We start from the raw sequence: 18,613 nt of genomic DNA on the forward strand, positions 1-18,613 counted from the left end.
TCCCCGTGGCCGCAGTCCGAGTGACTCCAGGATCTGCGTGCCGACCTTGACCTCCTCCACCGGCGGTGCGGACAGCGACACCCGGATGGTGTCGCCGATCGTCACGTCCCGCATCGGCGGCGGCGAACTGGGCCTGACGGCCCGCAACCGCGACGGTGTACCCCGCCCGACCGGTCGTTCGGTGACGTGGCTGGACACGCGTGAGGGCCGCTATCTCCTCCGCAAGCAGGACGGCTGGCTCGTGCTGGCCGGTGCCGACGCGGCGCGGCTGACCAGCGCGGTGGACGAGCTGCTGGCGGCTGGCTAGTTCCACACCGTCGGCTGACGTCCTGTCCACCAATCACACATGGACGTGCGGTTCTGCCTCAACTAGACATGGGGGCATGAACGACACCGACGTCGAACTGCTGTGGCGCCCGGACCCCACGACGGACAACGGGATGACCGCCTTCCGGTCGTGGCTCGCCGATCGTGGCCACGACTTCCCCGACTACGAGTCGCTGTGGGAGTGGTCCGTCTCCGACCTCGAGGGGTTCTGGGGCGCCATAGCTTCGTACTTCGACGTGCAGTTCCACTCCGGGTACGAACGCGTGCTGGGGTCTTCGGAGATGCCGGGCGCCACCTGGTTCCCCGGCTCGACGCTGAACTACGCCGAGCACGCGTTGCGTCGCGGTGCCGACGACGACCTCGCCGTGATCTTCCATCGCGAAGACGGCGTCGCCTCTTCTTTGACGTTCGGTGCCCTGCGCTCGCGCGTGGCGGCTTTCCGGGCCGCATTGGCCTCTCTGGGCGTCTCCGAGGGCGACCGGGTGGTGGCACTCGTCCCGAACGCCCCCGAAGCCCTGATCGCGTTCCTGGCGGCCGCCTCGCTGGGCGCCACGTGGTCGTCGTGCTCCCCGGACTTCGGCGCGCGCGCCGTCGCCGACCGCTTCACGCAGATCGAGCCCGTCGTGTTCGTCGCCGTCTCCGGCTACGTCTACAACGGACGGTCCTTCGACTGCCGCCCCGTCGTCGAGGAGATCCGTTCCCAGCTGCCGGGTTTGCGGGCCACCGTCCTGATCGACTACCTGGGCGTCGAGGCAACGCTGCCGGACACGCTGTCGTTCTCGGAGCTGCTGGACTCGTTCGCCGGCGCTCCTCTGGAGTTCACACCGGTGCCGTTCGACCACCCGCTGTGGGTGCTCTACTCGTCCGGCACGACGGGCCTGCCCAAGGGCATCGTCCAGGGCCACGGCGGCATCGTCCTGGAACACCTGAAGATGCTCGGCCTGCACAGCGACCTCGGCCCCGGCGACCGCTTCTTCTGGTTCACCACCACCGGCTGGATGATGTGGAACTACCTGGTCGGCGGCCTGATGGTCGGCACCACCATCGTCCTGTACGACGGCAGCCCGGCCTATCCGTCGCTGAACACGTTGTGGCACCTGGCCGAGCAACACCGCGTGACGTACTTCGGCACCTCCGCCCCGTACGTCCAGTCGTGCCTGAAGGAGGGCCTCGACCCGTCCTCCCGCTACGACCTGACGGGCCTGCGCGTGGTCGGCTCGACCGGCGCACCCCTCACCCCGGAAGGCTTCCGCTGGATCGCCTCCGCGGTGGGCAAGGACGTCCAGATCGCCTCGGTCTCCGGCGGCACCGACCTCTGCACGGCCTTCGTCGCCGCCTCCCCTGACCGCCCCGTCTGGCTGGGCGAGCTCTCCTGCCGGGCACTGGGTGCAGCCGTCTACGCGTTCGACGAGGCCGGAACGCCGCTCGACGACGCGGTGGGCGAGCTGGTGATCACCAAGCCCATGCCGTCCATGCCGGTCTTCTTCTGGGGCGACTCGGACGGCTCCCGGTTGCGCGACGCGTACTTCGACACATATCCCGGAATCTGGCGCCACGGCGACTGGATCCGCATCACCCCGCGCGGCTCGGCCGTGATCTACGGCCGCTCCGACTCGACCCTGAACCGCGGCGGCGTCCGCATGGGCACCTCGGAGTTCTACCGCGTCGTCGAGTCCGTGCCCGGCGTCGTCGACTCCCTGGTGATCGACACGTCCGGCGTCACCGAGGGCGAGCTGCTCTGCTTCGTGGTGCTGGACGGCGTTGCTTTGGCCGACGTGGAACCGTTGCTGCGCAAGGAATTGCGCTCGTCCCTGTCCCCGCGGCACGTCCCGAACCGCTTCGTGGCCGTGGCCGAGATCCCCAGGACGTTGAACGGCAAGAAGTGCGAGGTCCCGGTGAAGAAGATCCTCGCCGGCATGGACGTGGACCGAGCCGTCAGCCGCGACGCACTCCGCAATCCCGAGTCCCTCCAACCGTTCCTGGACCTGGCGTCAGGATGATCTAGGTCACTCCCGATCCGGTGAACAGGCGTTTAACGCCCCTCTCAAGGCCTCTGCACGTGCCCTGACCAGCGCGTTCTGGGGTTCGAGGGGGGCGTTTTGCAACTCGGTTGAGGACCTGTGTAACCTATGCGTCGTGGCCAAGGATGGTCCCGGGAGGCTTCGCCTAGTCTGGTCTATGGCGCCGCACTGCTAATGCGGTTTGGGGTAACCCCCCATCCCGGGTTCAAATCCCGGAGCCTCCGCAAGGCCGAGCCTCTTGGGGATCGGTTATAATTAAATATCTGCGCTCGTAGCTCAACGGATAGAGCATCTGACTACGGATCAGAAGGTTACAGGTTCGAATCCTGTCGAGCGCGCGAGATCGCCGGAGCCCCCTGTTTGCGGAAAGCGCAAACAGGGGGCTCTCTCGGTTGTTTTCTGGGGGCCAAGCCCCCAGACCCCCTGCCGGCGGGCTCCGCCCCCGGACCCCCGGCCATGTGGCGCTTCGCGCCTACATAGGCCCAATCTCCCGGGATCCTCTGGTTGAGGTGTGGCGGGGGCTGGCGGACCGAACGTGGGCAGTCCCAAGTGGACGCTTACGACAACGTGTCAGTGATCGAACACAAGCCGTTGCCACGTAACGATTTTGCTTCCCTTCCGATGTCCACATCACCGGACCGGAAGGGGGCCGCAATGTCGCAGCGCCCTTGGCTGAGGACAGCCCTGCTCGCGTTGGCTCTGCTCGCGCCCGCGGTCGTGGTGGTGTCACCCGCCGCCCAGGCGGCCACGCTGCCGCCGAACTTCCAGGACCGGGTGGTGCTGAGCGGGCTCACCAATCCGATCGACGTCGAGTTCGCCGCGGACGGGCGTGTGTTCGTGGCCCAGAAGAACGGTGTCATCAGGGTTTTCGACGACCTGACCGACACCACGCCGACGACGTTCGCCGATCTGTCCGCGAACGTGCACGACTTCTGGGACCGCGGGATGCTCGGCCTCGCGCTGCACCCCGGTTTCCCGGCGAATCCGTCCGTGTACGCGCTGTACGCCTACGACCCGAGCGGGCGCTGGGGTGACGGCTGCCCGACCCCGCCGGGGCCCACGACCGACGGTTGTCTGGTGTACGCGAGGCTGTCCCGGCTGACCGCGAGCGGCAACACCATGACCGGAGCCGAGCAGGTGCTGATCCAGGACTGGTGCCAGCAGTACCCCAGCCACTCCGTCGGCACGCTGCTGTTCGGCCGCGACGGCGCGTTGTACGTCAGCAGCGGTGACGGCGCGAGCTTCACCAACGTCGATTACGGCCAGTACGGCGCCAACTACCCCGGCAACCAGGCCAACCCGTGTGGCGACCCGCCAGGTGGCGTCGGCACCGCGCTCACCCCGCCTGGCGCACAGGGCGGCGCGTTGCGCAGCCAGAGCATCCGTCGCCCCAGCGGTCCCGTGACGCTGGACGGGACGGTGCTGCGCATCGACCCGGCGACCGGCGCGGGTCTGCCGGACAACCCGTTCGCGTCCTCGGCCGATGCCAACGCGCGCCGTGTGATCGGCTACGGCCTGCGCAACCCGTTCCGGATGACCCAGCGGCCGGGCACCGACGAGCTGTGGATCGGCGACGTCGGCTGGAACAACTGGGAGGAGATCAACCGGCTCACCACCAACCGCAACTTCGGCTGGCCCTGCTACGAGGGTTCCGGGCCGCAGGGTGGTTACCAGAGCGCCGGCCTCACCTCGTGCTCGCAGCTGTACAGCACGCCCGGCTCGGTGGCGGCGCCGTACTACGCCTACAGCCACAGCGCGTGCGTGGTGAACTACGCCGGTTGCCGCACGGGCAGCTCGTCGATCACCGGCATCGCCTTCTACCGAGGCGGTTCCTACCCGGCCGAGTACAACGGCGCGTTGTTCTTCGGCGACCACAGCCGCAACGAGATCTGGGCGATGATGCCCGGCATCAACGGTCTTCCTGATCCCGCGCAACGCAGGTGCTTCGTGTGCGTGGACTCCTCCGGCGCGGGCGCGGGCCACCCGGTCGACCTGAAGATCGGGCCGAACGGCGACCTGTTCTACGTCAACATGGACAACGGCACGATCCACCGGATCACCTACACCGCGGCGAACCAGGCGCCGACCGCGCGCATCAACGCCACCCCGACGAGCGGCAACGCGCCGCTGACGGTGAACTTCAGCGGCACCGCGTCGACCGACCCCGAAGGCTCCCCGCTGACCTACAGCTGGGACCTCAACGGCGACGGTCTCTTCGGCGATGCCACGACACCGACGGCGACCCACACGTACACGTCATCCGGCAACTACGTCGCGTCGTTGCGCGTCACGGACCCGCAAGGCGCCGCCAACACGGCCACGGTCACGATCACGGTGGGCAACACCCCGCCCGCCCCGGTGATCGACACGCCGTCGAACGCACTGCGCTGGAAGGTCGGTGACACGATCGGCTTCTCCGGCCACGCGACCGACGCGCAGGACGGCACGGTTCCCGCGTCCGGGCTGAGCTGGTCGTTGGTGCTGAACCACTGCTACAGCACGAGCGACTGCCACGAGCACGTCGTCCAGACGTTCTCCGGTGTCGCGAGTGGACAGTTCACGACTCCTGACCACCAATACCCGTCGCACCTGCAACTGCGTTTGACCGCAACGGATTCCGGCGGGCTCTCCACCACGACGAACGTGCGGCTCGACCCTCAGTCGGTGCAGCTCACGTTCAAGACCAACCCCGGCGGGCTCAAGCTGTCCGGGTTCGGGTTCAACGAGGGTGCGATGGCGACGCCGTTCACCGTCACCGTGATCGTCGGGTCCAGCAACTCGGTCAGCGCGCCCACGTCCCAGGTCGTCAACCGCTCGACGTACTTCTTCTCGTCGTGGTCGGACGGCGGGGCGAAGGACCACACGCTGATCGCGCCTGCGGTCAACACCACCTACACCGCCTACTACCGGAAGCGATGACTGGTCGGCTACAACGTGAGCGAACCACCGTTTTCTACTCATGACGGGGCTGGGAAGCAATCGATTCCACAGTGGTTGATCTGCGGAAATCGACTCAGAAATCCGGACGACCGGTCGTCGCTCCACGTACGCCGTTCGGCGCGGACAGAAGCCATTCGCCGACGTGACGGACCGCTCACGCGGCCTGAATCGCCACACTCGAACGATGGCGATTCTGGCGGGCAAGGCCGTGGTCATCACCGGCGCCGGGCAAGGCTTGGGTCGGGCGTTCGCCACCCACGCGGCCTCACACGGCGCTGCGGTGGTCATCAACGACGTTGACGAGCCGCTCGCCAAACAGGTCGCCGACCTCATCACCCTCAAGGGCGGCAGGGCCGTCGTCAGCGGCGGCAGTGTCGCGGACCCCGAGCAGGCCGAGGCGATGGTCGACACCTGCACCGCCGCGTTCGGCCGGATCGATGGGCTCGTCAACAACGCCGGCATCCGCTACCAGGCCGCGATAGGTGTAGACGACCCACGACTGATGCGCGAGCTCATCGAGGTCAACGTCCTCGGCACGCTCTATTGCACCAACGCGGCCGTACAGAGCATGCGGCGCGGATCGATCGTCAACCTCGGCTCTGTGGCGATGGTCGGGCAGCCAACGGCTCTGGCCTACAGCGCGTCCAAGGGTGCCGTTGCGAGTATCACGGCCGGTGCGGCAAATGAACTCCACGAGAGAGGGATCCGCGTCAACGCCGTGTGCCCGGTTGCCTGGACGCGGATGGCGGCTGCCGACACCAAGGCCGTTCCCAGCGGATCTCCGGAGACGATCGCGCCGCTGGTCACGTACCTGCTCAGCGACCGCGCGGCGAAGATCACCGGGCAGCTCATCAGGTTCGCGAACGGGCGTCTGCACGTCATGGGACAGACCTCGCCGAAGGAACCCGTCGTCGAACGGGCCGACTGGGACGTCGAGGCCATCGCCGAGGTCTTCGAACGGCAGCTCGTGCCGGAGGACCCTGCCTGGGTGCGATGGGGGCGCTGAACCCCGCGCACTGGTATGAGTGAGCACGTGGACCAGCGGGAGATCATGCAGCGGGCGCTCGGCGTCCTGACGCTCACCTACGACGCCGACGGGTCGAACGACTACCTGCGCACGGCCCTCAAGTCGTTGCAGGAGGGCGTGTTCAGCTACGAGGTCAAGGTCGACGGCGACCTGAACGAGGCCGGCGCTCAAGCCCTCAAGCAGGCGATGGACCAGGTGCTGTCGCAGTTCGGCTGGTTCACCGCCGGACTGCTCTACGCCTTCCACGGCGTCGCGCAGGCGTACGAGAACGACTGCGAGGACGCCGACGTGAAAGAGGTGCTCAAGCAGCTCGCGCTCAGGCTCGCCGACTGACCAGTTCCGCGCGGACGCCGTCGGAGAACGGCGTCCACGCCTCGACGGCCCACGGCCCGAAACGCAGATCCGTCAGCGCGACGCACGCCGCGGAAATGTCCGGATCGACCCACAGGAACGTGCCGGACTGCCCGAAGTGCCCGAACGTGCGCGGCGAAGAAGAAAGCCCGGTCCAGTGCGGCGACTTGCCGTCACGGATTTCGAAACCGAGACCCCAGTCGTTCGGTTTCTGCATGCCGTAACCGGGCAGCACGCCGTTCAGCCCGGGAAAGACCACCGAAGTCGCCTCGCCGACCAGCTCGGCGGAAACCAGCGAAGGCGACAGCAGCTCGGCGGCGAACAACGCCAGGTCCGCAGCACAAGATTCAGCACCGGCACCCGCCGAGCCGACCAGGGCCGACGATTTCATCCCCAGCGGAACGAACACCGCCTCGTGCAAATATGTGGCGAACGGCATCTCACAGGCCTCAGAGACAAAAGACGCCAGCAAGTCGAAGCCCGCGTTGGAGTAGATCCGGCGCGTCCCGGGCGCTGCCTGCACCTCGGGCTTGTCGAAGGCGTACCCGGCGGTGTGCGCGATCAGGTGCCGCACCGTGGCCCCGGGAGGCCCGGCCGGCTGGTCCCACTCGACCGCGCCCTCCTCGACGGCCACCAAAACCGCGTAGGCCGTCAGCAGCTTCGTCACCGACGCGAGCGGGAACACGCGCTGTTGATCGCCCAGCGACCCGACCACACCGGCAGAAGACACCACGGCCACCGCCGCGTTCTCAACAGGCCACGACGCTGCCGCTTCCACGCTCCGCATGGGACAGACGTTAACGTCAGGGGGTGACAGTCCGGGAACTGATAGTCCTGGGAACGGCCAGCCAGGTTCCCACGCGCCAGCGCAACCACAACGGCTATCTGCTGAGGTGGGACGGTGAAGGCTTCCTCTTCGACCCCGGTGACGGGTCCCAGCGGCAGCTGCTCAGGTCGGGTGCCGCTGCGAGCGACATCACCCGGATCTGCATCACGCACTTTCACGGCGACCATTGCCTGGGCGTCCCCGGCATCGTCCAGCGTCTGTCTCTCGACCGCGTCCCTCACACCGTGCACGCGCATTTCCCGAGGAGCGGCGCCCACTTCTTCGAACGCCTCCGCTACGCGAGCGCCTTCTACGACGCCGCGGACATCAAGGAAGAACCGGTGGAGCAAGACGGCCTGATCGCCGAGGGGAAGTTCGGACAGCTCGAGGCCTACCGGCTGGATCACGGCATCGACAGCTTCGGCTACCGGCTGATCGAGCCGGACGGCCACCGCATGCTTCCCGAGAAGCTCGCCGAGCGCGGCATCCAGGGACCGCAGGTCCGGGTCCTCCAGCAGCAGGGCGAGCTCAACGGCGTCAAGCTCGAAGACGTCAGCGAGCCCCGCAAGGGCCAGAAGTTCGCCTTCGTCATGGACACGCGCCTGTGCGACAACGTCTACGAGCTCGCCGACCAGGTCGACATGCTGGTGATCGAGTCGACCTACCTCGCCCGCGACACGAAGCTCGCGGGCGACCACGGCCACCTCACCGCTCAGCAGGCCGCCCGCGTCGCGCAGGACTGCAAGGTCCGCAAGCTGGTGCTGACCCACTTCTCCCAGCGCTACGAGGATCCCGCGGAGTTCCTCGCCGAGGCGGCCGGGGAGTTCGACGGCGAGATCGTCATCGCGAGGGACCTGGATCGGGTGCCGGTGCCGAAGCGAGCCACTGGTCCCTGACGATCTCCGTCAACCCCGAGCAACGCGGCTTCCAGCCAACGCGCGCAGCCGTGATACGTCGGCCCGCTGGAACCGCACCTCACCGGGGTGCGCGGGCTTCCAGGTCACGTCCACGGACCGCCCGGTCACCTCCGAAACGGCGTCGAGCACGTCCCGCACGGACGCAGACGTCGCTCCGACGTTGTAGACCGACGACGTGCCCACGGAGCAAGCCTCCAGCGCCACGACGAAGGCAGCAGCAACGTCGCGTACATGCACGAAGTCGCGCACGGCCATGCCGTCGCCGTAGACCTCCATGCCAGGCACCGTTCCGGCGGCGCACGCCACGGCTCGGGTGATCACCCGACTGGTGTCGGTGTCACCACCTCCAGCGACGTTGAACAGACGCAGAGTGGTCGCCCCGATCCGTCCGGACCGCGCCGCCCACGCCACGAGGTCCTCCGCGGCGGCCTTCGTCGCGGCATAGGGCGACGACGGTTCCCTGACGGACTCCTCCGTCAGGGGAGAGTCGGACGGCCGGTACACCCCGGCAGTCGACGCGAGCAGGAATCGTTGGCCCTCCAACGCTTTCAGCAGGTTCAGCGTCCCGCCGACGTTCGTCTCGTAGTACGAAAGTGGATCTTCGAACGACTCGCGCACGCGCGCCGCGCCCGCCAGATGGATGACGGCGTCTGCAGTAATGGAGTGGAACGGCTCGGAGAGGCGTTGACGCGACAAAACAGGTTCATGTCCCTGAACCTGCAGCTCACGCACCACGGCACGGCCGACGTACCCAGTGGCGCCGGTCACCAGAACTCTCACAAGTTGACCCTAAAGGTCGACGCGAGTTGCGCCGATAACACACGAGTGAGTTACCCCCATCGCGCTGTGCACACAAGCATCGCCGGGCTCCTGCACGATCACGCCGTGCACGAGTTCAAGCGGCAGGAGTTCCTGCGCAACGTGGCCGAGATCGTGGGAGCCGCACCCGCGCCTCAGTCCGCTGAGCTCACCGCCCCACTGCCGGCGATCAACCCCAGGCGCAGCTTCCTCAACCGCGTTGACCAGGTCCTTCGGGACGCGGCGCGCTCCTCGTGAGCACACAGATCATCATCTGATCCACTTGCCTCTGGGCCTGCGCCGACAGGCCTGTCGCAAGATTCATCCGGCCGTTGCCGGACCGTGCTTCGACACACATACCGGGTGGCTCTACGCTACGCGTCACCCGGCGATCGCCGGTCACGTCCTCCGCTTCTCTTAAGCGAGTTTTCGGCGATGAATCATGTCCTCGCAGCGCTCAACGAGCGCCTCGGCAGGTTGTTCGGTGACCGGCTTGTAGTGCTGGCCGGTGGCACGCGTCTGGCTAAGCGCGCGCACGAGCTCCATACGCTCGGTGCACGCCATACGCTCGTGCTGGATACCGACGATCATGCCCCGCTGCATGATTCGGTGATCGCCCGCTGGGTGTCGCTGGGCATCAAGGGCGGTTTCGTCGCCGTCGAACAGCGCCGCCTGGGCAAGCTGTTGTCCAAGCCGGGCACCGAGGTGCGCGAGATCCTGCACGACTTCGACCCCGAGGCCGAAGCCGTCGTGATCAGCACGCCGTACAACGAGATCGACACCTTCCAGGGCCGGCCGGTGCTCAACGCGCGCCGGCACAAGTGGGTCGAGCTGGAGAACAAGACCACGATCGACGCGCTCTGGGACGAGCTTTCCGCTCGCCGCGCGCCGGCGATGGTGTTCGACCTCGACTTCGAACGTCTCTGGGGCGCCTCGGAGATCCTGGACCGCGGCGCGGGCGTCGTCTGGTCCGGTGACGGCCCCGCGATCAACGGCGGCGCGAACTTCGTGCGCCGCGTGCGGACCTACGAGGAGGCGATGGACGCCTTCGAGGTGCTCGCCCCCAAGTGCGAGCAGGTGCGCGTGATGCCGTTCCTGGAAGGCATTCCGGTGAGCGTGCACGGCATCGTGTTCCCGGACGGCACCGCGGTGCTGCGTCCGATCGAGATGGTCGTGCCGCGTCGCCAGGGCCAGGCCAAGTTCCTCTACGCGGGCTGCGCGTCGTACTACGACCCGCCCGTGTGGATCCGCGACGAGATGCGCAACCTGGCCCGCCGCGTCGGCGAGCACCTGCGCGAGACGGTCGGCTACCGCGGCACGTTCACGCTGGACGGCATCGCGACCGAGGACGGCTTCCTGCCGACCGAGATCAACACCCGCTACGGCGGCGCGATGGTGTGTTTCGAGGACGCCGTCCCGACGCTGCCGCTCGCGCTCGTGCAGGTCGCGCTGGTCGCCGGCTGGGACCTCGGCATCTCCTCGATGGAGTTCGAGGAGCTCGTCCTTCAGGCCGCGGACAACCACCGCTCCGGAGCGGTGGGCGCCAACGTGCGCGCCGTGCAGCCCACGACGGTGGACGAGCGCCGGGTGATCTTCACCGGCTGGGCGTGCCGCCTGGCCCACTCCGACGAGCCCGCGCACGCGACGCTGCGGCTCAGCCCGTCACCGATCGGCGGACGCCTGGATCTTGATCTGCACCGCGAGAACATGCCCGTCGGGGCGCCCGTGGCGGCACTGACCGTCGCGGCGTTCGCACTGGCGGACCAGGAGTGGGGAACGGGTCTCGGTGCCCTGGAGCCCGCGATCGCGGTCGAGGACGACGCGCAGGTCGAGCAGGCGATCGAAGAGGCAGTGATCGCGTAGAAGGCTTACCAGGCGCCCTCATCGCCGTACGCGGAGATGAGGGCGAACCGGTAGCCCATCAACGCCGCTGCGACCTCACGCGGCTGGTGCGCCGGACGCACCAGTCCTTCGCCGAGAACCTTCGGCCGGGGCAGATCCACCCCGAGTAACTCCGGCGAGTGCTTCATCAGTGCCACAGCGATCTCGGCCGCGTCGGAGAGCATCTCCTCACCCGGCAGTTCGATCATGTCCTGCATCAGCCCGCCGACGAACGACGGCAGCTTCTCGGGCACCGCGCACGCCAGCGCCACGAGGCACGCCACCCGTTCGGACGCCAGCGCCTCGAAGATCTTCGGCGCGCCCTGGGCGACGGCGTGCCGCGTCTGCGTCAGCCAGTCAGGAGCCGTGCGGGGGAGTTCGCGCCCGAGGGCGTTCCACCGGCGGTGCGTGCGCCGGCCGTCCTCGGTGAACCCCTTGCCCGCCAACGCCATGGCGGCCAGCAGGAAGATCACCCTGTCCCGCACGTCGGCGGCGACCTTGTACGAGGCCCCCAGCTCCACCAGGTACGGCACGGCGCAGAACGACGCCTCGGAGACCGTGTCGTCGGTCAGCAGCCGGTCTGCCAGAGAGCTGAGAGCGCCCAGGCGGACGTCGGCGTTGGAGTCCATGAGGGAGCGCAGCAAGCGGGGCACGCGGCCGGCGCCTCCCCGGCCGTCGTAGACCTCGACCCAGGAAATCCTGTCGAGGCCACGCAACGGGTCAGGCCGTTGCCACGCACGCGGCAGCTCCATAAGGCGGAAAGGTACGGGATGTCAGGGAAGGCTCCTCGGAGCCTCGCCCGTACGATCTCGTGGTGTCCTTCTCGGTGGCCGACATCTTCTCGGGTGCGGGCGGCATGAGCTTCGGCTTCCACGCCCACCGCGACTTCCGGGTCGTCGGTGCCGCGGACGCGCAGATCGGCAAGCCGTCTTCGCGCCTGGGCTCGTTGCGCTGCAACGACACATACCGCGCGAACATCGGCGTCGACCCGTTGGAGGTCGACCTCTCGAAGGTCTCGCCGTCGGCGTTGCGCGAGGTGTGGGGCCTCAAGCGTGGCGAGCTGGACGTGCTGCTGGCCTGCCCGCCGTGCTCGGGCTTCAGCCGCCTCACCGCCCAGAACCACCTGCGTGACGACCCGCGCAACTCACTGGTGGGCCGGATCGCGGTGTACGCGCAGGAGCTGCGCCCGAAGGTCGTGCTCGTCGAGAACGCCCGCGAGCTCGTCAAAGGCAAGCAGCGCCACCACTTCGACAGCCTCGTCGAAGAACTCACCCGAATCGGTTACACGGTCGCGGGCGGGACGCACATGCTGTCCAAGTTCGGCCTGCCGCAGCTGCGCGAGCGGACGTTGATCGTGGCCGTGGACGAGGGCATGCCGTTGCGGACGATGGACGACCTCTGGGAGGGCAGGGTCATCCGCCCGTCCGCCATCACGGTCCGGCGCGCGATCGGCAAGCTGCCTGTTGTCGCGGCCGGTGAGGCGCACCCGGAAGACCTCATTCACGTGTCGCCGACCTTTTCCCAGGACCGCAGTCTGGAGAGAATGCGTGCAATTCCTGCGAACGGCGGTTCGTGGGCTGATCTGCTCCGGTCACCGGAGACCGCCGAGTTGTTGAACCCGGCACAACGCAAGATCGTCGAACAGCAGAACTGGGGTTCGCATCCGGATGTCTACGGCCGGATGTGGTGGGACGAACCGGCCAGGACGATCAAGCGCGAATGCGGCCACGTCGGAAACGGACGTTATGCCCACCCGGTGCAGCACCGGCTCTGCACGGTCAGGGAGATGGCGCTCCTGCAGGGCTTTCCGAAGCAGTTCCGGTTCGACGTCTCGATTCTCGGGAACGCGTACCGGCACGTCGGTGACGCCGTTCCGCCGCTGATCGCCTACCAGTTGGCCGGACTGACCAGGTGGATTCTCACAGGTCGCAGGCCGGAGCCGCGGGAGATGTGCCTGCGCGGCACTTCACTGCGTCCGGGAGACATTCGGCCGGTGGAAGTTACCGAAATGGTGGCGTGAGCCCTGAACCGCAAGGGCCTGCCATCCGTAGCGGGACGCGGCAATTGATAACTGTTCGGCAACGAATTTAACGTCACCTGACAAATCGAATGCATCAGGATCGATCCACTGTGGACACGGTGGGTGTGTTTGCGCTGATCACCCACGGTTTGTGGTGACCTCTATACCTCACCCCATCGGGTGTCACCCCATCGGATACTGTCCGCTCGCTTCCTGTCGGTTCAGTGTCGAACGTGGGACTTCGACGTGCCGACGGGTCACTCAACTTTTCATGCATACGGGCTAACTTCAGCGAGCAAGGAGACCCATGGCTTCCCGGTTGAGGATCGGTACGGCGCTGCTGGGCGCCACCGCCGCCCTGGCTTTCTCAGCCCTCCCGGCGTCCGCGGACGTCGTCATCCGGCCGGACCGCGGTGGCCAGGAGGACGGTCTCCGTGTCCACCTCGTCAACGGCACGCACCACCACGAGCAGGGCACCTCGGTCATCAAGCTGCGCATCGAGGACGACGCGGAGCGTTCGAACGTCCTCACCTACTGCGTGGAGCTGCCGACGCCGCTTGAGGACAGGGACGCCCTCAAGGAAGTGCCGTGGGACAAGCACCCGAACCCCAACACCAAGTTCAAGGTCAACGCGGGCAAGGTCCTCTGGATCCTGACGAACTCGTACCCCGGACAGTCCATGGACAAGGTCCAGGCGAAGTTCGGCAAGCAGTTCGACAAGAAGGAGACGATCGCCGCCACGCAGGCCGCGATCTGGCACTTCTCCGACGAGGCCGAGCTCGACCCCGACAAGAACAACGCCGACGTCGTCAAGCTGTACGAGCGCCTGGTCAAGGACGCCACGGCGAACGAGATCAAGGAGCAGCCGAAGCCGACGCTGGACGTCGAGCCCGCCTCGCAGTCCGGCAAGTCCGGCGAGAAGATCGGCCCGTTCAAGGTCACGACCACGGCCTCTGAGGTCAAGCTGACCGCGAACCTCCCCGAGGGCGTCACCATCACCGACGCGCAGGGCAACCCGCTCGCGGTGCAGAAGCAGGGTGACAAGCTCGCCGTTCAGGCCGCGGGTGAAAAGGTCTCCGAGTTCTTCGTGAACGTCCCGGCGAACGCGCCGACCGGCAACGCCTCGTTCAAGCTCTCGGCCGAGGCCGAGCTCGCGATCGGCCGCCTGTTCGTCGCGCACAACAAGGACAAGGACGACGTGGCGCAGTCGCTCGTCGTCGCGCAGCCGCAGAAGGCCAAGGTCGAGAAGGAGGCCAAGGCCGACTGGAAGCTGGAGGTCAAGCCCTCCGAGCCGACCACGCCGTCCTCGACGCAGCCGTCCGCGACGACGACCACGACCCCGCCGGCCACCACCTCCACCACCCCGGCCAACCCGGCTCCGGGTGGCAGCGGTGACGACGACCTCGCCTCGACCGGTGCCTCGATCCTGTGGCCGCTCATCGGCGGTCTGGTGCTCGTCGGTGGCGGTGCCGCCGCGCTGTTCATGGTGCGTCGCAAGAAGGCCGGCGCCTGATCTGATCAGCGCCTCACAGACGAACGCCCCCAGGGTCCGCGCCGGTCCTGGGGGCGTTTGCCGTTCACCGCAAGGATCTAGCGGCGGCTGATGCCCGCCACGCTGATGTCGCCGTCGGCGATCGCCACGTCTCGTTGCGAAGACGCGCCGGACAGGATCGCCCGCGCGGGGTCGCGGAAGTTCTCCACGATCTCGATGCGCTGCACCGGCTTGGCCGTCGGGATGACGGTTTCCGGCGTCCACGTGCGACCGAACCGCACCAGGTAGGTGTTCACGTTCGGCTTGCCGTCCTCGGTGGCGTACACGCGCCAGGTGAACGGGTCGATCGGTTCCATCTCACGGGTGCGCAGTCCCCGTGCGACTTCCTTGGTCTCCCACGAGCGACCGTTCCACGTGGACAGGTAGTTGCGCAGCGGGCCCTTGTCCGGGTCGCCCATGAACCACAGCAGGAACGGCTTGCCCAGCGTCGTGCCCACGAGCTGGATGTAGTCGGGGGACTTCACGCCGTTGGGCAAGGTCAGCGGGGTCTCCGCGACCTTCAGGTGCGTTTCCTGGTCGGCGTCGTCGATCTGGGTGCCCAGATCCTTGCCGGACGCCGAGTAGAAGTGCTGGTTCCGCGGGTCGAACCACGCGTAGTAGATGTTGCGGTGGTACCGGTCGTGCAGATGTCCTTCAGTGCCACCACCCGCGAGCGTGTAGACGATCCGCACGCGGCCGTTGTCCTCCTGGCGCAGCTGACCGATGTAGATCTCGTTCATGTTGTCCGCGCGGGAGGTCGAGCCGATCGCGAACCTGTCACCGGTCAGTTCCGTGGAGGTCTTCCACGTCTTGCCGTTGTCCTTGGACACCACGTAGAGCATCGGCCGGGTGTCCGTCGGGAACGAGGGGTCGAGGTCGCGGGACGTCTCGCGGTAGAAGACGTAGATCGTGCCGTCGCGCGTGACGAACGGCATCGGGTACGTGGCCGCGTTCTTGGAGATCAGCGTCTCTTCCCAGACACCGTCCACCGAGTGGGGCTGCGGCGAACGGGACATGCGCAGCTCGACGTTGTGCATGCCGCGGAAGATCAGCAGGTGCCCGTCCTTGGCCTGAACCATGGTCGGGTAGTTGTGCGCGTCGGAGTCACCGTCCGCGACCCGGTTGGGCGCGGACCAGGTGGCCTTGCGGTGGTCGTACGACTGGACGTAGCTGTCCTCGTACTGCCCCGCCCACGAGATGAACGTCTTGCCGACCTTGCGGTCGTGGACCCCGCCCGCGACCGGGCGGCGGTCACTGCGGGCCGCGACGCTCGTGGCCGTGGTCGTCACCGTGAACTTCGCCTTCCCCTGAACGTCGGCCGTGGCGTGGGCCGAGGGGACCGCGACGAGCGGCAACAGCAGTACAGCGGACATAACTCCACGCAGGAGCCGTGTCATGTGGCGTTCCTCCTGGTTCTGGCCGCGTGCGGCGGCCGACCAGGCGGCGGCGCGGCCATCATGCGTTTCGCGGAGCCGAGTTGTCCAGGCGGAGTTAGCGTGATCGCGGGCTACCACCACGCGGGGGCCTCTCGGGTACTCTGCGTCAGGAGCGGAGGAGCACCACATGAACTTCGACGAGATCAAGAACAAGGCCCTGGACCTCGCTGAGGAGCACCACGAGCAGGTCGACAAGGGCGTGGACGCCGCGGCGGATTTCGTCGCAGGCAAGTTCGGTCACGACGAGCAGGTCGACTCGGTCGCCGAGAAGATCAAGGACATCCTTCCGGGTGGGCAGTGAACTCCTTCAACGCCACTGACGCAGGGCGGGTCACCTCGAACGGGGAGACCCGCTCTCCTTCTGCCCGCAGGCCAGAGATGATCACCTGGCAGGGCATCCACGAGCCTCGGCTGGAGCAGGTCCGCCTGCTGCTGTCGAGCGACCAGCGCCTGCGCGCCACCGGCCGGCTGGTGGCCGCCGGACCCGACGAGCAGTTCAACGCCTCGTTCGAGGTCTCCGTCGGCGAGAGCGGCCAGGTGAACCGTTTGTTGCTGCGCACAGCCACGGTCCTGGAAGAGCGCCAGTGCTCTTTGTCGAGGACCGAGGACGGCGCCTGGCTGGTCGACCACGGCCAGGGCAGCACGCGCGAGACGTTCAACGACGCCCTCGACGTCGACGTCCAGTTCTCCGTGCTGTTCAACGCCATCCCGATCCGGCGCCTCGGGCTGCACCGCGAGCAGGGCGAGCACGCACTGCCCGTCGTGCGGGTGTCGTTGCCCGACCTGTCGGTGAAGGCCGTGACGCAGACGTACAAGACGGTGTCCGTCGGCGACGACGTCTCGGTGGTGCGGTTCAAGAGCGGCGGGTTCGAGCAGAACATCAAGGTCGACGCCAACGGCCTTGTCGTCGAGTACCCGTTGATCTCGAAGCGGATTTAGAACCCTTCCAAGAACTACTTCCTTCGTGGCGAGTCGCATCCAAACGATGGAAGGGAAGGGCTTCGGCCTTCTAGCGTCCGACCATGCCGAAACGATTTTCGAGCGTGGTTAGTCGCTCGTTCGGTGATGGCGTCCGCGATGCCATCCAGTCCACCGGTATGACCCAGCGCCGGATCGCCGAGCTGCTCGGCTGGGAACAGGCCAAGGTCTCCGACCTGGTCAAGGGCAAAGGTGGGGTCACCGAGGTCGAGCTGGCGATGCTGCTCGGCCTCTGCAACGTCAAGCCGGACGAGGCCCGCCGCCTGCTCGCGCTCTACAACGAGTCACGCGAGAAGGGCTACCTCGAATTCGCTGAGGATGGCGTGTTGAGCCCTCAGCCCACCTTGATGGAGCAAGAGCGCCACGCCAACAACATCGTCGTGTGGTCGCTGAATCTCATCCCCGGCCTGCTGCAGATTGACGCCTACATACGTGCCGCTTGTGAGAGATCAGTCCTGGGTGCCGACCCGCTTGTCGTCGAGGCCGTGATCAAGACGAAGCTGGCGCGGCAGGCGGTCTTTCACCGCAGCCGAGAGTTCGTCTTCTACATCCACGAACATGCCCTCCGGCTCCCTGTCGGCGGTGAGGAGGTGATGAAGGCGCAGCTGCTTCACCTCCTGACGATGACTGTGCGGCCCTACCTCGCCGTCCGCATCGTGCCCATCGCGGTTGGCGCGCACGCAGGCGTGGCGGGTTCGTTCACGCGGCTGAGGTACGAGAAGTTCGAGCCGGTGATCTTCGTCGAAGGCGGCAGGACTGGTCTATTTCTTGAGGACAAAGACAGCGTGACCTACTACGACGCGGTGGTTGAGCGGCTCGATCAGCTGGCCTTGGATGAGGAAGAATCGAAGGCGCTGATCACCAGCATCGTGTCCTGAGGAGGCGCTTGGCATGTCGACGTGGCGGAAGAGCAGCTACAGCCCGGACCAGCAGGACTGTGTTGAGGTCGGTCGTGGCGTCGGTATCCGGGACAGCAAGGCGCCGACCACGCACCTGCCCGTGTCGGACAAGGCGTGGTCGGCGTTCCTGACTGAGGTGAAGGCTGATCGCTAGACCATCTCGCCGAGCACCTCGGGGTCGATGACAATCGGCGCGGGCCGGTAAGCCGGCGGCTCAACCCCCATCAGCGAGCGCACCAGGAAGTCCCAGCAACGCGTCCGCACGTAGGCCAGCCGGTCGATGAACAGGTGCTCGGCCCCAGGCACGATGAGCAGCTCGAACTCCTTCCCGGCGGCGATGAGCGCGTCGGCCAGCCGCAGCGCGTGGTTCGGGTGGACCGTGTCGTCGAGCTCGCCGTGGACGATCAGCAGCTTGCCCGCCAGCCGGTCCGCGATCTCGACGTTGGACGCGCGCTGCCACGCCTCCGGGTTGTCGGCGCCGTCGCAGGACTCCGCCCAGCCCAACCCGATGTACCGGGCGTCGTGCGAGCCGGACAGCGCGACACCGGCGTGATACGTCTCGGGGAAGGCCAGCACCGCCCGCGCTGCCGCGAACCCACCGCCGGAGTGGCCCATCACGCCCACGCGGTCGAGGTCCATCCACGGCCGGGTGGCGGCCAGC

The 18,613-nt window shown here is 67.2% G+C and carries 20 protein-coding genes and 2 tRNA genes; 16 read left to right on the plus strand and 6 right to left on the minus strand.

Annotated elements, in window-relative coordinates; genetic code table 11:
* Window positions 1-85: 85 nt before the first annotated feature.
* The 7 genes from FXN61_RS34085 (at window position 86) to FXN61_RS34115 (ending at window position 6,648) form a co-directional block, all read left to right on the plus strand.
* Window positions 86-307, plus strand: a complete 222-nt coding sequence (locus FXN61_RS34085) for an ESX secretion-associated protein EspG (RefSeq protein WP_167978067.1) — start codon at window positions 86-88, stop codon at window positions 305-307.
* Window positions 308-383: 76 nt separating this feature from the next.
* Window positions 384-2,327 carry an acetoacetate--CoA ligase gene (locus FXN61_RS34090; RefSeq protein ID WP_167978068.1) on the plus strand — a complete coding sequence of 648 codons (1,944 nt, stop codon included), beginning with the start codon at window positions 384-386 and terminating at the stop codon, window positions 2,325-2,327.
* A 155-nt stretch (window positions 2,328-2,482) separates the two neighbouring features.
* A tRNA-Ser gene (locus FXN61_RS34095) sits at window positions 2,483-2,572 on the plus strand.
* Between the two features lie 41 nt (window positions 2,573-2,613).
* Window positions 2,614-2,686 (plus strand) — tRNA-Arg (locus FXN61_RS34100).
* 316 nt (window positions 2,687-3,002) lie between these two features.
* Window positions 3,003-5,267: a PQQ-dependent sugar dehydrogenase gene (locus FXN61_RS34105; protein WP_167978069.1), complete on the plus strand. Its 2,265-nt coding sequence runs from the start codon at window positions 3,003-3,005 to the stop codon at window positions 5,265-5,267.
* Between the two features lie 205 nt (window positions 5,268-5,472).
* Entirely contained in the window at window positions 5,473-6,294 is an 822-nt protein-coding gene (locus FXN61_RS34110; RefSeq protein WP_167978070.1) for an SDR family NAD(P)-dependent oxidoreductase, read from the plus strand.
* Window positions 6,295-6,309: 15 nt separating this feature from the next.
* The gene (locus FXN61_RS34115) at window positions 6,310-6,648 is read left to right on the plus strand and encodes a hypothetical protein (protein ID WP_167978071.1); all 339 of its coding nucleotides are present in this window, start codon (window positions 6,310-6,312) and stop codon (window positions 6,646-6,648) included.
* On the opposite strand, the gene FXN61_RS34120 is transcribed toward FXN61_RS34115, so the two are convergent.
* Entirely contained in the window at window positions 6,632-7,453 is an 822-nt protein-coding gene (locus FXN61_RS34120) for a serine hydrolase domain-containing protein (RefSeq protein ID WP_167978072.1), read from the minus strand. The two genes, FXN61_RS34115 and FXN61_RS34120, sit on opposite strands and share 17 nt — an antisense overlap.
* A 23-nt stretch (window positions 7,454-7,476) precedes the next feature.
* On the opposite strand from FXN61_RS34120, the gene FXN61_RS34125 reads away from it, so the two are divergent.
* Window positions 7,477-8,388: a ribonuclease Z gene (locus tag FXN61_RS34125; RefSeq protein WP_167978073.1), complete on the plus strand. Its 912-nt coding sequence runs from the start codon at window positions 7,477-7,479 to the stop codon at window positions 8,386-8,388.
* Between the two features lie 9 nt (window positions 8,389-8,397).
* Here the strand turns inward: FXN61_RS34125 and FXN61_RS34130 are convergent, their stop codons facing one another.
* Window positions 8,398-9,189: an NAD-dependent epimerase/dehydratase family protein gene (locus tag FXN61_RS34130; protein WP_312878194.1), complete on the minus strand. Its 792-nt coding sequence runs from the start codon at window positions 9,187-9,189 to the stop codon at window positions 8,398-8,400.
* A gap of 66 nt (window positions 9,190-9,255) precedes the next feature.
* Between FXN61_RS34130 and FXN61_RS34135 the strand changes: the two genes are divergently transcribed.
* Window positions 9,256-9,465 (plus strand): hypothetical protein, encoded by a 210-nt coding sequence (locus FXN61_RS34135; RefSeq protein WP_167978074.1) that lies wholly within the window; start codon window positions 9,256-9,258, stop codon window positions 9,463-9,465.
* A gap of 159 nt (window positions 9,466-9,624) precedes the next feature.
* On the opposite strand, the gene FXN61_RS53185 is transcribed toward FXN61_RS34135, so the two are convergent.
* Window positions 9,625-9,798, minus strand: coding sequence for a hypothetical protein (locus tag FXN61_RS53185; protein ID WP_246292350.1), 174 nt, complete (start codon window positions 9,796-9,798; stop codon window positions 9,625-9,627).
* Window positions 9,799-9,816: 18 nt separating this feature from the next.
* Between FXN61_RS53185 and FXN61_RS34140 the strand changes: the two genes are divergently transcribed.
* Entirely contained in the window at window positions 9,817-11,070 is a 1,254-nt protein-coding gene (locus FXN61_RS34140) for a hypothetical protein (RefSeq protein ID WP_312878196.1), read from the plus strand.
* A 5-nt stretch (window positions 11,071-11,075) separates the two neighbouring features.
* Here FXN61_RS34140 and FXN61_RS34145 read toward each other — a convergent pair whose 3' ends face one another.
* Window positions 11,076-11,840, minus strand: a complete 765-nt coding sequence (locus tag FXN61_RS34145; RefSeq protein WP_167978076.1) for a hypothetical protein — start codon at window positions 11,838-11,840, stop codon at window positions 11,076-11,078.
* A 62-nt stretch (window positions 11,841-11,902) separates the two neighbouring features.
* On the opposite strand from FXN61_RS34145, the gene FXN61_RS34150 reads away from it, so the two are divergent.
* Both FXN61_RS34150 and FXN61_RS34155 read left to right on the plus strand, forming a co-directional pair.
* On the plus strand, window positions 11,903-13,108 hold the full coding sequence (locus FXN61_RS34150; protein ID WP_312878197.1) for a DNA cytosine methyltransferase: 1,206 nt from the start codon (window positions 11,903-11,905) through the stop codon (window positions 13,106-13,108).
* 307 nt (window positions 13,109-13,415) lie between these two features.
* Window positions 13,416-14,621 carry a thioester domain-containing protein gene (locus FXN61_RS34155; RefSeq protein WP_167978078.1) on the plus strand — a complete coding sequence of 402 codons (1,206 nt, stop codon included), beginning with the start codon at window positions 13,416-13,418 and terminating at the stop codon, window positions 14,619-14,621.
* 77 nt (window positions 14,622-14,698) lie between these two features.
* On the opposite strand, the gene FXN61_RS34160 is transcribed toward FXN61_RS34155, so the two are convergent.
* Window positions 14,699-16,012 carry a BNR-4 repeat-containing protein gene (locus FXN61_RS34160; protein ID WP_246292351.1) on the minus strand — a complete coding sequence of 438 codons (1,314 nt, stop codon included), beginning with the start codon at window positions 16,010-16,012 and terminating at the stop codon, window positions 14,699-14,701.
* Window positions 16,013-16,202: 190 nt separating this feature from the next.
* Here FXN61_RS34160 and FXN61_RS34165 point away from each other — a divergent pair, with 190 nt between their 5' ends.
* The 4 genes from FXN61_RS34165 (at window position 16,203) to FXN61_RS34180 (ending at window position 18,106) form a co-directional block, all read left to right on the plus strand.
* Window positions 16,203-16,376, plus strand: a complete 174-nt coding sequence (locus FXN61_RS34165) for an antitoxin (protein ID WP_167978079.1) — start codon at window positions 16,203-16,205, stop codon at window positions 16,374-16,376.
* Window positions 16,373-17,014: a putative glycolipid-binding domain-containing protein gene (locus tag FXN61_RS34170; RefSeq protein WP_167978080.1), complete on the plus strand. Its 642-nt coding sequence runs from the start codon at window positions 16,373-16,375 to the stop codon at window positions 17,012-17,014. Before FXN61_RS34165 ends, FXN61_RS34170 begins: the two co-directional genes overlap by 4 nt.
* A gap of 83 nt (window positions 17,015-17,097) precedes the next feature.
* Window positions 17,098-17,931, plus strand: coding sequence for a helix-turn-helix domain-containing protein (locus FXN61_RS34175; RefSeq protein ID WP_167978081.1), 834 nt, complete (start codon window positions 17,098-17,100; stop codon window positions 17,929-17,931).
* A gap of 13 nt (window positions 17,932-17,944) precedes the next feature.
* Entirely contained in the window at window positions 17,945-18,106 is a 162-nt protein-coding gene (locus tag FXN61_RS34180; RefSeq protein WP_167978082.1) for a DUF397 domain-containing protein, read from the plus strand.
* Here the strand turns inward: FXN61_RS34180 and FXN61_RS34185 are convergent.
* Window positions 18,103-18,613, minus strand: a 511-nt coding sequence (locus FXN61_RS34185; protein WP_167978083.1) for an alpha/beta hydrolase family protein, incomplete at its 5' end; no start/stop codon positions are given. The genes FXN61_RS34180 and FXN61_RS34185 overlap by 4 nt on opposite strands.

It is taken from the genome of Lentzea indica (assembly GCF_012184385.1).
Classification (GTDB): Bacteria; Actinomycetota; Actinomycetes; order Mycobacteriales; family Pseudonocardiaceae; genus Lentzea; species Lentzea indica.

What these genes read in the sequence shown, in the direction of transcription:
- FXN61_RS34085 (WP_167978067.1), top strand. Translation starts at nt 86, where the DNA reads ATGGTGTCGCCGATCGTCACGTCCCGCATCGGCGGCGGCGAACTGGGC.
- FXN61_RS34090 (WP_167978068.1), top strand. Translation starts at nt 384, where the DNA reads ATGAACGACACCGACGTCGAACTGCTGTGGCGCCCGGACCCCACGACG.
- FXN61_RS34105 (WP_167978069.1), top strand. Translation starts at nt 3,003, where the DNA reads ATGTCGCAGCGCCCTTGGCTGAGGACAGCCCTGCTCGCGTTGGCTCTG.
- FXN61_RS34110 (WP_167978070.1), top strand. Translation starts at nt 5,473, where the DNA reads ATGGCGATTCTGGCGGGCAAGGCCGTGGTCATCACCGGCGCCGGGCAA.
- FXN61_RS34115 (WP_167978071.1), top strand. Translation starts at nt 6,310, where the DNA reads ATGAGTGAGCACGTGGACCAGCGGGAGATCATGCAGCGGGCGCTCGGC.
- FXN61_RS34120 (WP_167978072.1), bottom strand. Translation starts at nt 7,453, where the DNA reads ATGCGGAGCGTGGAAGCGGCAGCGTCGTGGCCTGTTGAGAACGCGGCG.
- FXN61_RS53185 (WP_246292350.1), bottom strand. Translation starts at nt 9,798, where the DNA reads ATGATCGTCGGTATCCAGCACGAGCGTATGGCGTGCACCGAGCGTATG.
- FXN61_RS34145 (WP_167978076.1), bottom strand. Translation starts at nt 11,840, where the DNA reads ATGGAGCTGCCGCGTGCGTGGCAACGGCCTGACCCGTTGCGTGGCCTC.
- FXN61_RS34155 (WP_167978078.1), top strand. Translation starts at nt 13,416, where the DNA reads ATGGCTTCCCGGTTGAGGATCGGTACGGCGCTGCTGGGCGCCACCGCC.
- FXN61_RS34160 (WP_246292351.1), bottom strand. Translation starts at nt 16,012, where the DNA reads ATGTCCGCTGTACTGCTGTTGCCGCTCGTCGCGGTCCCCTCGGCCCAC.
- FXN61_RS34165 (WP_167978079.1), top strand. Translation starts at nt 16,203, where the DNA reads ATGAACTTCGACGAGATCAAGAACAAGGCCCTGGACCTCGCTGAGGAG.
- FXN61_RS34175 (WP_167978081.1), top strand. Translation starts at nt 17,098, where the DNA reads ATGCCGAAACGATTTTCGAGCGTGGTTAGTCGCTCGTTCGGTGATGGC.
- FXN61_RS34180 (WP_167978082.1), top strand. Translation starts at nt 17,945, where the DNA reads ATGTCGACGTGGCGGAAGAGCAGCTACAGCCCGGACCAGCAGGACTGT.